This is a genomic window from Actinomadura sp. B10D3, assembly GCF_039871695.1.
GTDB lineage: Bacteria > Actinomycetota > Actinomycetes > Streptosporangiales > Streptosporangiaceae > Spirillospora > Spirillospora madurae.
The window spans coordinates 112,072-125,667 of the sequence record NZ_JBDPLY010000009.1 but is presented as its reverse complement, the minus strand read 5'-3'; the positions used below and the strand labels follow the sequence as shown (position 1 = coordinate 125,667).

At 69.7% G+C, this 13,596-nt stretch carries 16 protein-coding genes; 12 read left to right on the top strand and 4 right to left on the bottom strand.

Features of this window, described 5'->3' with window-relative positions; all coding sequences use genetic code 11:
- The first annotated feature begins 23 nt into the window (after nucleotides 1-23).
- Complete coding sequence (locus tag ABGB11_RS16395) at nucleotides 24-179, top strand: hypothetical protein (protein ID WP_347633511.1); 156 nt, start codon at nucleotides 24-26, stop codon at nucleotides 177-179.
- Here the strand turns inward: ABGB11_RS16395 and ABGB11_RS16390 are convergent.
- On the bottom strand, nucleotides 176-1,153 hold the full coding sequence (locus tag ABGB11_RS16390) for an alpha/beta hydrolase (protein WP_347633509.1): 978 nt from the start codon (nucleotides 1,151-1,153) through the stop codon (nucleotides 176-178). The genes ABGB11_RS16395 and ABGB11_RS16390 overlap by 4 nt on opposite strands.
- 154 nt (nucleotides 1,154-1,307) lie before the next feature.
- Here ABGB11_RS16390 and ABGB11_RS16385 point away from each other — a divergent pair, with 154 nt between their 5' ends.
- The 6 genes from ABGB11_RS16385 to ABGB11_RS16360 all read left to right on the top strand — a co-directional run bounded on the left by ABGB11_RS16385 (nucleotide 1,308) and on the right by ABGB11_RS16360 (nucleotide 6,411).
- Complete coding sequence (locus tag ABGB11_RS16385; protein WP_347633507.1) at nucleotides 1,308-2,522, top strand: acetoin utilization protein AcuC; 1,215 nt, start codon at nucleotides 1,308-1,310, stop codon at nucleotides 2,520-2,522.
- A 7-nt stretch (nucleotides 2,523-2,529) separates the two neighbouring features.
- Nucleotides 2,530-3,375 (top strand): phosphatase, encoded by an 846-nt coding sequence (locus ABGB11_RS16380; protein ID WP_347633505.1) that lies wholly within the window; start codon nucleotides 2,530-2,532, stop codon nucleotides 3,373-3,375.
- Nucleotides 3,376-3,727: 352 nt separating this feature from the next.
- A complete protein-coding gene (locus tag ABGB11_RS16375) occupies nucleotides 3,728-3,931 on the top strand; it encodes a helix-turn-helix domain-containing protein (RefSeq protein WP_021591693.1) in 204 nt (67 codons plus the stop codon).
- Nucleotides 3,932-4,320: 389 nt separating this feature from the next.
- A complete protein-coding gene (locus ABGB11_RS16370; RefSeq protein WP_018654693.1) occupies nucleotides 4,321-4,419 on the top strand; it encodes an AURKAIP1/COX24 domain-containing protein in 99 nt (32 codons plus the stop codon).
- 47 nt (nucleotides 4,420-4,466) lie between these two features.
- Nucleotides 4,467-5,468 (top strand): NAD-dependent epimerase/dehydratase family protein, encoded by a 1,002-nt coding sequence (locus ABGB11_RS16365; protein WP_347633502.1) that lies wholly within the window; start codon nucleotides 4,467-4,469, stop codon nucleotides 5,466-5,468.
- Nucleotides 5,469-5,481: 13 nt separating this feature from the next.
- Nucleotides 5,482-6,411, top strand: coding sequence for a lysophospholipid acyltransferase family protein (locus tag ABGB11_RS16360; RefSeq protein WP_347633500.1), 930 nt, complete (start codon nucleotides 5,482-5,484; stop codon nucleotides 6,409-6,411).
- A 328-nt stretch (nucleotides 6,412-6,739) separates the two neighbouring features.
- On the opposite strand, the gene ABGB11_RS16355 is transcribed toward ABGB11_RS16360, so the two are convergent.
- A complete protein-coding gene (locus ABGB11_RS16355) occupies nucleotides 6,740-7,198 on the bottom strand; it encodes a hypothetical protein (RefSeq protein ID WP_347633498.1) in 459 nt (152 codons plus the stop codon).
- 446 nt (nucleotides 7,199-7,644) lie between these two features.
- Here ABGB11_RS16355 and ABGB11_RS16350 point away from each other — a divergent pair, with 446 nt between their 5' ends.
- Nucleotides 7,645-8,490: a cytochrome P450 gene (locus ABGB11_RS16350; protein WP_347633496.1), complete on the top strand. Its 846-nt coding sequence runs from the start codon at nucleotides 7,645-7,647 to the stop codon at nucleotides 8,488-8,490.
- A 249-nt stretch (nucleotides 8,491-8,739) separates the two neighbouring features.
- Nucleotides 8,740-9,342 (top strand): helix-turn-helix domain-containing protein, encoded by a 603-nt coding sequence (locus ABGB11_RS16345; RefSeq protein WP_347633494.1) that lies wholly within the window; start codon nucleotides 8,740-8,742, stop codon nucleotides 9,340-9,342.
- A gap of 459 nt (nucleotides 9,343-9,801) precedes the next feature.
- Here the strand turns inward: ABGB11_RS16345 and ABGB11_RS16340 are convergent, their stop codons facing one another.
- A complete protein-coding gene (locus tag ABGB11_RS16340) occupies nucleotides 9,802-10,653 on the bottom strand; it encodes an SDR family NAD(P)-dependent oxidoreductase (protein ID WP_347633492.1) in 852 nt (283 codons plus the stop codon).
- Between the two features lie 344 nt (nucleotides 10,654-10,997).
- Between ABGB11_RS16340 and ABGB11_RS16335 the strand changes: the two genes are divergently transcribed.
- Together ABGB11_RS16335 and ABGB11_RS16330 are read left to right on the top strand one after the other, a co-directional pair.
- The gene (locus tag ABGB11_RS16335; RefSeq protein ID WP_347633490.1) at nucleotides 10,998-12,098 is read left to right on the top strand and encodes a hypothetical protein; all 1,101 of its coding nucleotides are present in this window, start codon (nucleotides 10,998-11,000) and stop codon (nucleotides 12,096-12,098) included.
- Between the two features lie 186 nt (nucleotides 12,099-12,284).
- Nucleotides 12,285-12,677, top strand: a complete 393-nt coding sequence (locus ABGB11_RS16330; protein WP_347633488.1) for a hypothetical protein — start codon at nucleotides 12,285-12,287, stop codon at nucleotides 12,675-12,677.
- On the opposite strand, the gene ABGB11_RS16325 is transcribed toward ABGB11_RS16330, so the two are convergent.
- Nucleotides 12,641-12,994 (bottom strand): hypothetical protein, encoded by a 354-nt coding sequence (locus tag ABGB11_RS16325; protein WP_347633706.1) that lies wholly within the window; start codon nucleotides 12,992-12,994, stop codon nucleotides 12,641-12,643. The two genes, ABGB11_RS16330 and ABGB11_RS16325, sit on opposite strands and share 37 nt — an antisense overlap.
- On the opposite strand from ABGB11_RS16325, the gene ABGB11_RS16320 reads away from it, so the two are divergent.
- Nucleotides 12,993-13,205, top strand: coding sequence for a hypothetical protein (locus ABGB11_RS16320; RefSeq protein WP_347633486.1), 213 nt, complete (start codon nucleotides 12,993-12,995; stop codon nucleotides 13,203-13,205). The two genes, ABGB11_RS16325 and ABGB11_RS16320, sit on opposite strands and share 2 nt — an antisense overlap.
- The last annotated feature ends 391 nt before the right edge of the window (nucleotides 13,206-13,596 follow it).

Genomic DNA, 13,596 nt, shown 5'->3' with positions numbered 1-13,596 from the left:
CTTGAGAACCCGGGGGGCAGGGGATGCGAGAGCGGCGCGCACGTCCGGAGGACCTGCCGTTCCCGGCGTCCGCGCTGCACCGGGCGCTGATCAAGCTGCGCGTCCCCCGCTTCATGGCCGACCACGCCGCCGCCCTCCTCGCCGCGAACCTGCGGAAGCGCGACACCCGCGAACGCTAGGCCGCGGCCGTCTTCCCCGGGGACGCGGTGGAGGTCACCTGCCCGACGAAGCGGGCGGCGGAGCGCATCGCGTCCCCCGCCTCCGGCAGGACGCGGTTGAGGATCTGGAAGACGTGCATCTGCCCGTTCCAGACCTCCAGATCGCAGGCGGCCCCCCCGTTCTGCAGGGCCTCCGCGAACGCCTCGGCCTCGGCGCGCAGGACCTCGGCGCCGCCGACCTGGATGAGGACGGGCGGGATGCCGTCCCAGGCGCAGGAGAGCAGGGCCAGCCGCGGGTCGTCGAATCCCTCCGGCCCCACGACGAGGCGCGCGACCCGGCGCGCCGACGCGGCGCTGATGTAGGGGTCGTGCGCGCGGGCCTGCGCCTGGATGGACAGCTCGCAGGTGAGGTCCACCCAGGGGGAGAAAAGGAGCAGGCCGGCCGGTCTCGGCAGGCCCAGCCGGCAGATCTCGCCGGTCAGCACGGCGGCGAGGTGCCCGCCGGCCGAGTCGCCCGCGAGCACGATGCCGGACGCCGGGACGCCGCGGGCCAGCAGCCACCGGTAGGCGGCGAGGGCGTCCTCCAGCGGGGCGGGGAACTGGTGCTCGGGGGCGAGCCGGTACCGGGCGGCGACGACCGGCAGGCCCGTGTCGAGCGCGAGCCGCGACGTGATCGGACGGTGCGTGCGCGGCGAGCAGGCGACGTAGCCACCGCCGTGCAGGTAGAGGACGGCGCCCCGCGCGTCGTCCTCGGCGACGTCCCGGCAGATGACCCACTCGCCCTTGACCGGGCGGTCACCGGCGTCCTCGGGCGGCGGCTCGTCCAGCGAGTCGAACCGGACGCGGGAGCCGTGCCGCATCAGCAGGGCCGCGACGTCCACGGTCGACCGGGCGGTGCGGATGCTGCCCGGGCCGGGGAGGTAGTTCAGGAACGGACGAACGCCCAGGCGAAGCGCGTTGCTGATCGCGCGGCTGCGAACGCTCGGCCCGTCCATTTACCCCCCTATAGGAGATTTCTGCCTGATATCGGTATGCCCGTTTCCGGCGTGTAATTCACGTCACAGGCGTGTTGCGCGGGCCGGTTCGGTAAAGGGATCGTGCGGGTCCCGTGTGGGCCAGGTCACGTGAGCCGCGCGATACCGTGAGGTCATGAGCAGTGCCGATCCGTCCCCGCCCCCCGGCCCCGAGAACTGCGGGCTCAACGTCTTCTGGGACGAGCGGCTCATCTCCTACGACTTCGGTTCCGGGCATCCCCTGAACCCCGTCCGGGTCGAGCTGACGATGGCGCTGGCCCGGGAGTTCGGCGTCCTCGACCGCCCGAACGTGACGGTCTCGGGGTTCGAGTCCGCCGACGACAAGCTGCTCAGGCTCGTCCACGAGGAGCCGTACATCGCCGCCGTCAAGCACGCCGGCGCCACCGGGCTGCCCGACCCGCGATACGGCCTCGGCACCGCCGACAACCCGGTGTTCCTCGGGATGCACGAGGCGTCCGCCCTGGTCACCGGCGCGTCCGTCGCCGCGGCCGAGGCGGTCTGGACGGGACGCTCCGAGCACGCCGCGAACATCGCCGGCGGCCTGCACCACGCGCTCAGCGGCGCCGCCAGCGGGTTCTGCGTCTACAACGACCCGGCCATCGCGATCGCCTGGCTGCTGGAGAACGGCGCCGAGCGCGTCGCCTACGTCGACATCGACGTCCACCACGGCGACGGCGTCCAGGAGGCCTTCTACAACGACCCCCGCGTCCTGACGATCAGCCTGCACGAGTCGCCGCGGACGCTGTTCCCGGGAACCGGATTCCCCGACGAGACCGGCGCGGAGGGCACGTCCGTCAACATCTCGCTGCCGCCCGGCTGCGGCGACCGGCACTGGCTGCGGGCCTTCGACGCGATCATCCCGCCGCTGCTGCGCCGGTTCCGCCCCGAGGTGCTCGTCACCCAGCAGGGCGCCGACGGCCACGCGCTCGACCCGCTCGCGCACCTGACGCTCAGCGTCGACGGGCAGCGCACGGCCTACGCGTGGCTGCACCGGCTCGCCCACGAGACCGCCGGCGGCCGCTGGATGCTCACCGGAGGCGGCGGCTACGAGCTGGTCCAGGTCGTTCCGCGGGCGTGGACGCACCTGCTGGCCGAGGCTTCGGGCGAGCCGATCCCCCCGCGGACGGCGACCCCGGAGGGCTGGCGCGACTTCGTCCGGCTCCGGACGGAGGAGATCGCCCCCCTCAGGATGACGGACGGGACCGACGCGGTGGAGGTCAGCAGGTGGGGCGACGGCTACGACCCGGGGAACCCGGTCGACCAGGCGGTGCTGGCGACGCGGCGCGCGGTGTTCCCCGAGCACGGCCTCGACCCGATGACGGACGAGTGAGCCGCCGATGAGATCCGCGCCCACCCGGGACGAGCTGCGCGCCCACCTCGTCCGGACGATGATCGCCGGCGACGTGGCCACGCCGCGCCAGAACAACCTGCTGCACTACCGGCGGATGGCCGCCGGCAACCCGTACTACCAGCTCGGCCTGGAGCTGAAGCCGTCATGGACGGAGCAGACCGTCCTGGAGATGATGGTCGAGCGCTGCGGCGTCGACCCCGATCCCCACCACCTGTACGGCGACGACACCATCGACCCCGACATCACGCTCGACACGCTGGAGGCGATGGGCGACCGCATCGGCCTCGCCGCCCGCCGCCGGGAGAACGTGGTCCTCGCGACCGGCCATCCGGCCACGCTGACGCCGCTGTACCAGGCGGTCGCGCGGGAGCTGATCGAGGCGGGCTGCCGGATCCTGACCCCCGCGGCCGGCTGGACGTACGAGATCGAGACCGGCTACGGCGGCTCGGACCTGCGCCGCATCGTCTACGCCGACCCCGGCGTCGCGATGCTGGAGGGCAGCGACCTCCGGACGCACCACACGCACGACCCGCACCCGATGGAGGCGATGCTCCGGGAGCTCGCTGATATCGGTTCTGAGGGCGACGCGGAAGCTAAACCCGATATCTGGCCGGATCTGGCCATCGCCGATCACGGCTGGGCCGGCGCCGCCGGCCAGGCGGGCATCGACACCGTCGGGTTCGCGGACTGTAACGACCCGGCGCTGTTCGCCGGCGCCGCCGAGGGCAAGATCGACGTCGTCGTCCCGCTCGACGACGGCGTCTCCGCGCACCACTACGAGCCTCTGACCGCCTACATCCTTGATCGTGCGCGGCGGAGCGCCGCCGGCTGACCCTCGCGCCCGCCCCGCTCCGGCCGGACCGGCCGCCGTGCGCCCTGTCACTCCGTGTGACAGGGCGGCCGTAACGGGGCTCATGGGCTTGCCGGGAGCCGTCGGGTACGGCGGAACCGCAGGTCAACACGGGGTTCCGGTTGACAAGCGTTCGTCGTGCCACGCGTTGTCCCGTCAGGTCCACGTTGTGTAGAGCATCAGGACTGTATCCACCCGGTCAGGTCGGATACAGAAATGTGCGGAACTCCCCTCTTGCGACTGCCGATACGCGATTTACGCTGGAGGAAGTACACGTGCGTGATCAAAGTCACCCGAAGGGCCGGTGCGCGGCACGTGTGGAAGAGGGCGTCCGATGACCTCAGGCGAGCGACCTCTGAGCGAGGTCAGGTTCCTGACCGTCGCCGAAGTGGCGGCGGTGATGCGGGTGTCCAAGATGACCGTCTACCGTCTCGTCCACTCGGGCGAGCTTCCCGCGATCCGCGTGGGCCGCTCGTTCCGGGTTCCCGAGCAGGCCGTTCACGATTACCTGCGCGACGCGTACATCGAAGCCGGATAACGGGTAGGGGCGGGGCATGACCTCGCCGCGAACTCCATACCCGGCCGTGCAGGGGGCGTCGGGCGGGTCCCGAGGGACCGGCCCGAAGCTGGGGAAGCAGGACGAGGACCGGCAGAACGGTCCGGACACCGAGCGGACGGGCGATGGCCGGCGGCCACGCCCGCCCGGACGGAACGGTGCCCGGCGCCGTGCGAGTCGCGGTGCCGGCCGCCGTCCGTACCGTCGTGTCCACACCCGTGCCCACCACCGCGGGGCAGGCCGCGGCATGATCTCCATCGGTGGAGCGGTAGTCTTGGTCGGCGGACCGTGCGCGCTTTTCCCAGAGCCATCATGCTCGCCTGCGGCACGCCCGTCTCCTGCACATCACCCGATACGCCGAGCGAGGTCCCGTGGGCTCTGTCATCAAGAAGCGTCGCAAGAGGATGGCCAAGAAGAAGCACCGCAAGCTTCTGAAGAAGACGCGCATCCAGCGCCGCAACAAGAAGTGATCACGCCGGCCGTTCAGCCGTAAGGGGTGGGGCGCACAGTGTCCTCCATGCCCGCCGCCGCGGCCCGTGTCGTCCTCGTCACGGGCGTCTCCCGTTTCCTGGGGGCGCGGGTCGCGAACGCCCTCCAGGCCGACCCGGGCATCGAGCGCGTCATCGGGGTCGACACGGTACCGCCCGTCGAGTCCCTCGGCCGCACCGAGTTCGTCCGGGTGGACATCCGCACGCCCGGCATCGCGAAGATCATCGCGTCGGCGGCGGTGGACACCGTCGTGCACCTCAACCTCGTCACCTCCTCGTCCGTCCCGCGGGCGAAGGTGAAAGAGCTCAACGTCATCGGGACGATGCAGCTGCTCGCGGCCTGCCAGCGCTCGCCCGACATGCGCAAGCTCGTCGTCCGGTCGTCGGCCGCCGTCTACGGCTCCTCGCCGATGGACCCGGCCGTCTTCACCGAGCGCGACGAGCCCGTCGAGCCGCCGAGGACCGGCTACGCCAAGGACGCCGTCGAGGTCGAGGGCTACGTCCGCGGGCTGATGCGGCGCCGCTCCGACCTCGCCGTGTCGGTGCTGCGGTTCGCGAACTTCCTCGGGCCGGGGGTCGACTCGCCCCTCACCCGGTACCTGCACCTGCCGGTCGTCCCGACGGTGCTGGGCTTCGACCCGCGCCTCCAGTTCATCCACGAGGACGACGGCGTCGAGGTGCTGCGCCGCATGACGACCGAGGACCACCCCGGCTGCTTCAACGTGGCCGGGGACGGCGTGCTGCTCCTCTCCCAGGCACTCCGCCGCGCCGGGCGCCCGTACCTGCCCGTGCCGTCCCCGTCGATCTCGGTGCTCGGCGACATGGGACGCCGCTTCGCGGGCCTGTCCGGATTCTCCCCAGAGCTGCTGCGCTGGCTGACGTACGGGCGGGTCATCGACACCACCGCGCTGGAGAACGAGCTGTCGTGGCGTCCCAAGTACAGCTCCGAGGCGGCCTTCGCCGACTTCGCCGCCGCCCAGGGCCTCGGCCACGGGCACGGCCGCCTGGCCGGACTGCTGGGACGCACCTGAGAGGGGAGCCGGCATGATGAACGCCCACCAGCCGAAGGACGACGAGGGCGCGCAGGTCATCCGGCTCGCCTCCGTCCGCGACGACTCCACCGGCGACGACCCGCCGGAGCGAACCCCGCTGGAGCGCGGGATCGCCTCCGGCCTGGCGTTCCTGCGCCGCCGGCTGTCCGGCGAGTACGAGGTCGACGAGTTCGGCTTCGACCCCGAGTTCAACGCCACGGTCGTCCTGCCGCTCGCCCGCGCCCTCTACGAGCACTGGTTCCGCGTCGAGCTCGACGGCGTGGACAACATCCCCGAGGGCGGTGCGCTGCTCGTCGCGAACCACTCCGGCACCGTCCCCATCGACGCGCTCATGCTGTCGGTCGCGCTGCACGACCACGCCGACCGGCAGGTCCGCCTGCTCGGCGCCGACCTCGTCTACCAGATCCCGCTGCTCGGGCACCTGTCCCGCAAGGCCGGGCACACGCTCGCCTGCAAGTCCGACGCGTCGCGCCTGCTCGCCAAGGGCGAGCTCGTCGGCGTCTTCCCGGAGGGCTTCAAGGGCGTCGGCAAGTCGTTCGCCGACCGCTACAAGCTCCAGCGCTTCGGCCGCGGCGGCTTCGTCGGCACCGCCCTGCGCGCCGGGGTGCCGATCGTCCCCTGCGCCATCGTCGGCGCCGAGGAGATCTACCCCAAGATCGCCGACATGCGCCCGCTGGCCCGCCTCCTCGGCCTCCCGTACTTCCCGATCACCCCGACGTTCCCTCTGCTCGGCCTCGCCGGGCTCATCCCGCTCCCGTCCAAGTGGGTGATCCGCTTCGGCGAGCCGATGACGCTGGACGAGTACGACGCCGACGCCGCCGACGACCCCATGACGGTCTTCGAGATCACCGACCACGTCCGCGAGAACATCCAGCAGATGCTCTACGAGACGCTGCTCCGCCGCGGCCCCGCCTTCCTCTGACCGCCCGCGCCACTCGGGAACCCCTCTCCCGGCGTCCGCGCCACAAGATCCGGACGCGGAGCGGAACGCGAGGGAGCGGCGATGATCGGACCACGCGCGGCATCCCGCAGCTCAAGGTGGACTTCGTCGACGCCCAAGGGCGGCCGGTGCCGACCATGCACGTGTCGGGCATCTTCCGCGACGCCTCCGGCCGGATCATCGGCGGTGTAGACGATGTCGGCCAACTCGACAGCTTCACCGACGTCCCACCGGGCCGCGCACCGCTCCAACTCATAGCCAGAGTGGGCCTGCCCAAGCACACCGCCGACGAGCGCACCGAAATCCACGTCTACCCAGCCGTTGGGGACGACGTTGATTCTTCGGCGATGATGCGCTGCATCCATACGGTGATGCCCGTCAACAAGCTGCTCTCCGGCTTTCGGTCGCCTCGAATGGCCAGGTAGACCGTCCAATCGTCGATACGACGCCGGACGAACCGACGGTGGCCATCGTCTCCGGGCAAAGGCAAGCCGGCCGCCCACTGCTGGAATTCATCTGGATCGGCGGCCTTCATCGCGACCGTGTCCACGAGTTCGACAATGGCCGTCTTGGACACGGTCGCGACGGGGTCGCGCAGGATCGCCGCCGCGGCACCGTCGTCGAAACGGCGCCGTGAGGCGGCGACCACTGCGATGACCTTGCGGTATGCGTCCAAGCGGGCGTGCTCGTCCTCAACGGCCTCGTCAATGTCCACGTCGATGATTCCCGCGTCGGCGAGCAATGCCGTCAAATTCGAGCGCAGCGTCAATACCGTTCTCCTCCGCCCGACGCCCGTATCCGCAGTCCGTACCTGCTACGGCGGGCCGACCACCGCCGGACGAGGGACGGTCCGCGTGTGATCATAGGTGGGTTCGGTCCGCCACCAGGATGGAGGCGCCATGAACGCGCCGCACGTGTTCTTCGACCCCTTCGTTGGGGCAAGGCCGGCCGGTGAGGCCCATTCAAGGCTGGACGAACTGCGGGAGCAGCACACCGCCTTTCGAAGTGACGCCGGGCACGGATTCTGGGTCCTGACGCGCTACGACGACATCCTCGCCGCGTTACGGGATCCGGAAACGTTCTCCAGCCGGGCGATCGCCGTCATCGAACCCGACCCCGCACACCAGTGGATTCCGGTCATGCTGGACCCGCCGCTGCACACGACCTGGCGGCGGTTGTTGCGCCCCCCTGTTCTCTCCCGTGGCCGCCGCGGTGATGGAGAAACGGATAACGCAGCACTGCATATCGCTGATCGAAGGCATCGCGAGCCGGGGCTCCTGCGACTTCGTCGCGGATTTCGCCCGGCTCTACCCGACGACCGTCTTCCTGGAGTTGCTCGGCCTGCCCACCGAACGGCTGGAGGAATTCCTGGCGTGGGAGTACGCCATCCTGCATCCACCGCCCTCCGGTTCCGGACGGCGCGAGGCCATGGGCGCGTTGACGACCTGCTTCACCGAGCTCATCCAGGACCGCCGGGCCCACCCGCGCGAGGACCTGGTCAGCGCCGCGACCACGTTCGTCGTCGACGGACGTCCGGTCACCGACGACGAACTGCTGCAACTGTGCATCCTGCTCTTCCTCGCCGGGCTGGACACCGTCGCCGCCCATCTGTCCTTCACCTTCTGGCATCTGGCCCGCCACGACTCCGACAGGGCCAGGCTCGTCGCCGAACCGGACGTCATCCCGGACGCGATCGAGGAGTTCCTCCGCGTCTACGCCCTCGTCCTCCCCGCGCGCAAGCTCACCCGCGACATCGACATGCACGGGTGCCCGATGAAGGCCGGGGACATGGTCATGCTCCCGCTCGCCATGGCCGCCCGCGACCCGCGCACGATGCCCGCCGCGTCCACCATCGACATCGACCGGCCTCCGACCCGCCACCTGGCCTTCGGCGCCGGTCCGCACCGCTGCCTCGGCGCCCACCTCGCCCGCCTCGAACTCCAGATAGCCCTGCGCGAATGGCATGCCCGAATCCCCGGCTACCGCATCTCCCCGGATGAACAACCCGTCGAGCACGCCAGCCTCGTCCTGGGCCTGGACGCCCTCCCGCTGACCTGGTGACCCGGGGCTCAGACCGTCTTGAGCATCCCGCCGTCGATTGGCGTCTTCGATCCGGCCTTCCAGGACCTGCGCGTAACCCTCGACGCTGCGCCGGTGAATCTCTCCCGGTCCTGGGTGCGAGGTGTCCGCTGTTCCCTGCGACATGCGAATGCTCCTCCGTGGGGACGGGCGAGGCAGCAAGTGGGGAGTACCCCGGTTGCCGCGTTCGGCTACGCTAACTGGGGAAGTCCCCGGTTAGCAAGGAGGGTCATGCCACCGCAGAGCGCCGGACCTGGGCAGCGTCCGGAACCCCAGCGTCGTCTTCGCGCGGACGCTCGGCGCAACTACGACCTGCTCGTGTCCGCGGCCAGGGACGTCTTCCACGACCAGGGCGTCGACGCACCGCTCGACGACATCGCCCGCCGAGCCGGCGTCGGCAACGCCACGATGTACCGGCACTTCCCGACGCGCCGCGAACTGATCATCGCCGTCTACTCCGAGGAAGTGGACGCGCTCTGCGCCCGAAGCCAGGCCCTGCTGACCGAAGATCCTCCTGGCGACGCCCTCTTCGGCTGGCTCGCGGACTTCATCGCACACGTGGCGACCAAACGAGACCTGGCGCTGTCGATCACTGGTCAGCGCTCCGCCCTGTTCGATCGCTGGCACGAGTCGATGCACACAGCCGCGTCCGCTCTGCTGACCCGGGCACAAAGCGCTGGCGCTGTGCGGCCCGACCTCAGCGCGTCGGAACTACTCGCCCTGGCCAACGGGATCGCACTGACCGCCACGGACGCCACTCAAGCAGAGCGCCTCGTCCTCTTGATCAGACAAGGCACGGACACTCCCTCGACACCGGCCGACAGCGCCCGCTGAAAGGGCAAGCGCAGTCCAGACGGCCCCGCGAGCCACTCAGCCACGAAGATCACGACCTACGGCTGAACACCGATCGCCGGGCCACGCGAGGAGGGGTGGGAGTGTGGCCCAGTCTCGTCCAAGCTACGAGGCGGCCACACCGCCTCATGGGGGGGATTGGCGCGTGGTCGACCAGCCTTTCGAGGTGGTGAAGACCGGTATCCAGGGAGCCAATCCAGAAGGTGGCCGTCCGCGCGCCATGGACCGGTCGGTCATACCGTCGAGTGCGGTATCGATCGGCTCAAATGCCACCGCGCGGCAGCATCACTCTCATTTCCCGGCTTTACGCGGAGTCTTGTCGGGGGGGCGCCGAGTGGCTTGTCCGCGCCCGGTACGGTCGGCGCGAACAAGCCGGCACTCCAACGCAAGGTCGCCTTGAAGGCCACTTCGGCTCGTGGCTGAAAGAGCCTGGGGCGGGAGTCACCGATTTTCTTGGTCGAGTTCGCCGTGCGCCTCCGCTGAAAGGTCCTGCCAGTCGGCCCAGGTCTTGAGCCGGTCGGCGTAGGCCTGCTGAAGCATCGGGTAGAAGCCCAGGCCGAACAGCACCCGCAGGGGCGGGTTGTCGGAGTCGACGAGCTTGAGGAGTGCCTGGGCAGCGGCGGCCGGGTCACCGGCGGGCTGCCTTCCGGCGACCGCACCGAGGCGTTGGCGGAGAGCGTCGTAGGCCGGGGCGGTCTGGGCCATGTGGCCGTTGGCGAGCGGATCAGGGTTCTTGCCGTCCCTGGTGGCGAAGCCGCCGGGCTCGATGATGGTCACCTTGACGCCGAAGTTGGCGACCTCGCCGGCGAGGGCTTCGTTCAAGCCCTCAAGGGCCCACTTGGAGGCGTGATACGCGCCGCCGAGCGGCATGGCGATGACCCCGGCCGCCGAGGACAACTGGACGATGTGACCCGAGCGCTGCTCGCGCAGGTACGGCAGCGCGGCCTGGATCACCCACACCGCGCCGAACAGGTTGGTCTCCATCTGGTCGCGCAACTCCCGCTCGGTCAGTTCCTCGACCGCGCCGACCTGGGCGTACCCGGCGTTGTTCACGATGACGTCCAGACGGCCGAAGTGCTCCTTGGCCTTCTTCACGCTGTCGAAGACGGCGCCCTTGTCGGTCACGTCCAGTTCGAGCGGAAGCACCGCGTCGTTATGGGCGGAAACCAGCTCATCAAGGCTCGCAGTGTTCCGGGCGGCCGCGGCCACCTTGTCGCCGCGCGCCAGGGCGGCCTCGACGAATTCGCGCCCCAGACCGCGCGACGCACCGGTGACGAACCAGACCTTGCTCATGATGACGTTCCGTCCTTCGGGTCGTTGTTGATTCGGACACAAGACGCCGACCAACCGATCCCCGTGACAGGTGTCGCTACGTGACCTGCACCATAGATGTCTCACGCCCCTGGTGAGCAGGCGTACGGACTCACCGGTCCGGCCGCTGATGGCGGCCGCGAGGAACCCTCAGACGCCACCTCCGGGCGTGGCGCCGTTCGGTCGTGCCACGGGTTGTGCTCGACCGTTCGCTGATGGCCCGCGAGCAACTCGCGTGCCAGCGCATGGAGGTTGAAGATCTCGTTTGTCAGTGACAGGCGACAGACTCGGTGCCGGCGTTTCACTTGAGTATTGGAGAGTCGGCCATGCAGGTACTGTTCAGCGGCGAGGTGCACGTTCACTACAGTCAGTTGTACGTCACCAGTTCGCCGGACCTTATACCTGACCTGCAAGTCTGTTTCCTGGGGCAGGAGAACGGGCTGTGCGGCGCAGCGTCACCAGGTGCGCTGTACCTGATCACCGGACTGCATACCGGCGACGTCGGGTTCGTCGTCGAGTCGCACGACGAGCCGCCTCCGGTCGATGAGGACTGGGAGGACATCGTCGAGGTCTCTTTCACACCCGAGACCGATGACGTGACCCTGATGCAGTGGGCTGCTGAGGCCACGCGGAGCCTGGACCTGGATCGGGTCGACTACCGCGTCCGGTACTGCGCGAGCGGCATGCAGGCGGCCAGGGACGCCGACACCAGGCTCGATGACGAGCCACAAATCGACCGTTATCTCTTGCAATTCTGGCCCGCCCCGCCCGAGGCCGATCGTGTGCTGAAGCAGACCACGGAGCACGCGGCGTACTGGCACGGATTCGCGCGTGGTCTGCCACCGGCTCCCACGCCCGAGGAGCGAGCAGAGGCGGCGCGTCTGGCCGAACTGGAGAAAGAGCGCGAAAGGGAGCAGGCCAGGCTGCGGTTCGAGGCACAGTCGTGGGGCGGGCGCTTGCCCAGCGAGCAACTTCGGAGCGTGTCCGGTAACGCGCGCGCCATGGCGCGCCTCGACCGCGAACTAGGTGAGGCGCTAGCCGCCGCTGACCCGCAGGTGCAGGGCGAGGTCGCCCGATGGGTGGCGCGCCGCGCCTACGACGTGGCCGGTCTGACGAGTATTGATTGGATCGCCCCCGCGCTGCACGCCATGGACCAGGGACGGGAGCTCCCATCGCCTTTCGGTGACTTTGAACAGGTCTGGCAGGTGCTGTGGGCTGACGAGCGCGTGCCGAGTACGACGGTCACACTTCCCGATGGACGGACCCACAACTTCTCCCAGCAGGCCGCCGCCATTCCCGCACTGTTCGGGGCCGTCGAATCCGACCCGTTGCAGGCGGCGCTCGACGCCCTCTGGGCTGCGGCGGCCGCCTTCGGTACCGACTACCCCAGCCTCCTTCAGGAGGTTCGGACCGCGTTCGCACTCTGATTTTGAGGCTGCCTTGGTGGCGGTGTGCGGCAGGGGACGCCCCAGGCGGTGCAGGTCGTTGCCAGCTTCCGACTGTGGCACCACCTTGGCTAGGCGGTCGTGGTTTTGCTGGCGAGAAGTGACCGCGTTTGTTCGTGAGTTCTGACCGCACAGGATGGCCGGATGCGTGATCAATGTCTGTGAGAGGTGACCGCGCTGCGTCGGGGGGCCGCAGCCTTGCGGACCCCCGTGCACGACGCTTGGTGGGCAGCGGCGCGAAAGGCGCACGGCGATGCCGCTGGAACGCGTGCGCTGGTCGAGGTCCTGCTGCTGCACCGGCACATGGACGGCGAGCACGTCGTTGCCGGGCTGGCAGCCGCACTGCGGGCCGGGGCGCTGACCGCGGACGCGGTCGGGCTAGAGGCCCGCAAGGCCGCCGACGCCGGCGACCAGACGGCCACCGATGACAACGGGCCGGCCGACCCTGCCGCGGTCACCTCGCTGACCGCGCGCCGCCTGGAAAAGCTGCCGCCCGATACCCGGCCGCTGCCCTCGGTCGCCGCCTACGACCAACTGCTCCGCCTACGCTCCGCGACATAGGACCGGACCACTTGATAGGACACATCCGACATCCCGTGCTCGTCGATCAGCCGGTGATAGATCCGCGTGATGGTATGCCGCTGCTTGCGCGGCGCGTCCAGGTCCGCCAGCAACATCTCGTCGATGGCAGGCTTGCACGGATCCAGCTTCGAACCCCGAGGCGGCGGCTTCTTCCGCGGCTCAGGCCACGCCGACGACAGCGCCTTGACGATCGTCCGCCGGCCCACACGGTACTTCCGCTCTATCGCACGGCCCGACATCCCCGCGCGGGCATCTCGGCGGATCGCGGCGTACAACTCGACCTTCGAAGGGGGCATGAGGACGCTCCTCGACTACGAAGCGCGTCCAGCGCCTCACCGAACGCCACACGGTGCGGTCGAAACTCACGAACAACGACTTCACCGCAACACCGCCGCGGTCACGCCCGACGAGCAACTGCGGTCAGCTCTCGCCAGCAACACCACGGTCGAAACGATCGTGGTCGCCGCCCGCGGTGCGCTCGTCGCAGCGCCCTCCCTCAAGGGCTGACGCGGCGGCCATCGCGTGGGAGGTGGAACTCCGGTCGGATGAGGCGTCCTGCAAGGCAGGTCGGCCGCGCACGCTACGCCCTGGCAGGCTGTCGTGTTGGACGCGTCTCAAGTTCAGGTGCCCTCGGTGGATCGGGTCGCGCATGTTGGCCTTGTCGTCCACGAGGAGCACGCGCCAGCTCTCGCTCATCGGCTCGCAAGGCCTAGCGGGGTTCGAGGACGGCGGTCCGGGTGGCGGCGATGCGGGCGCGGGTCCTGAAGCTGCTGGCTGCGCTTGGGTGGAGCGGCTCGCCGACACGGAGGCGAGTATTGGCTACGCGTGCGGGCGTCCTTCGGCAGGTGTGCCTGGGTGGGATGGGGGGTCGGGTTCGCTGGGGAACTGGAGGGCGGTG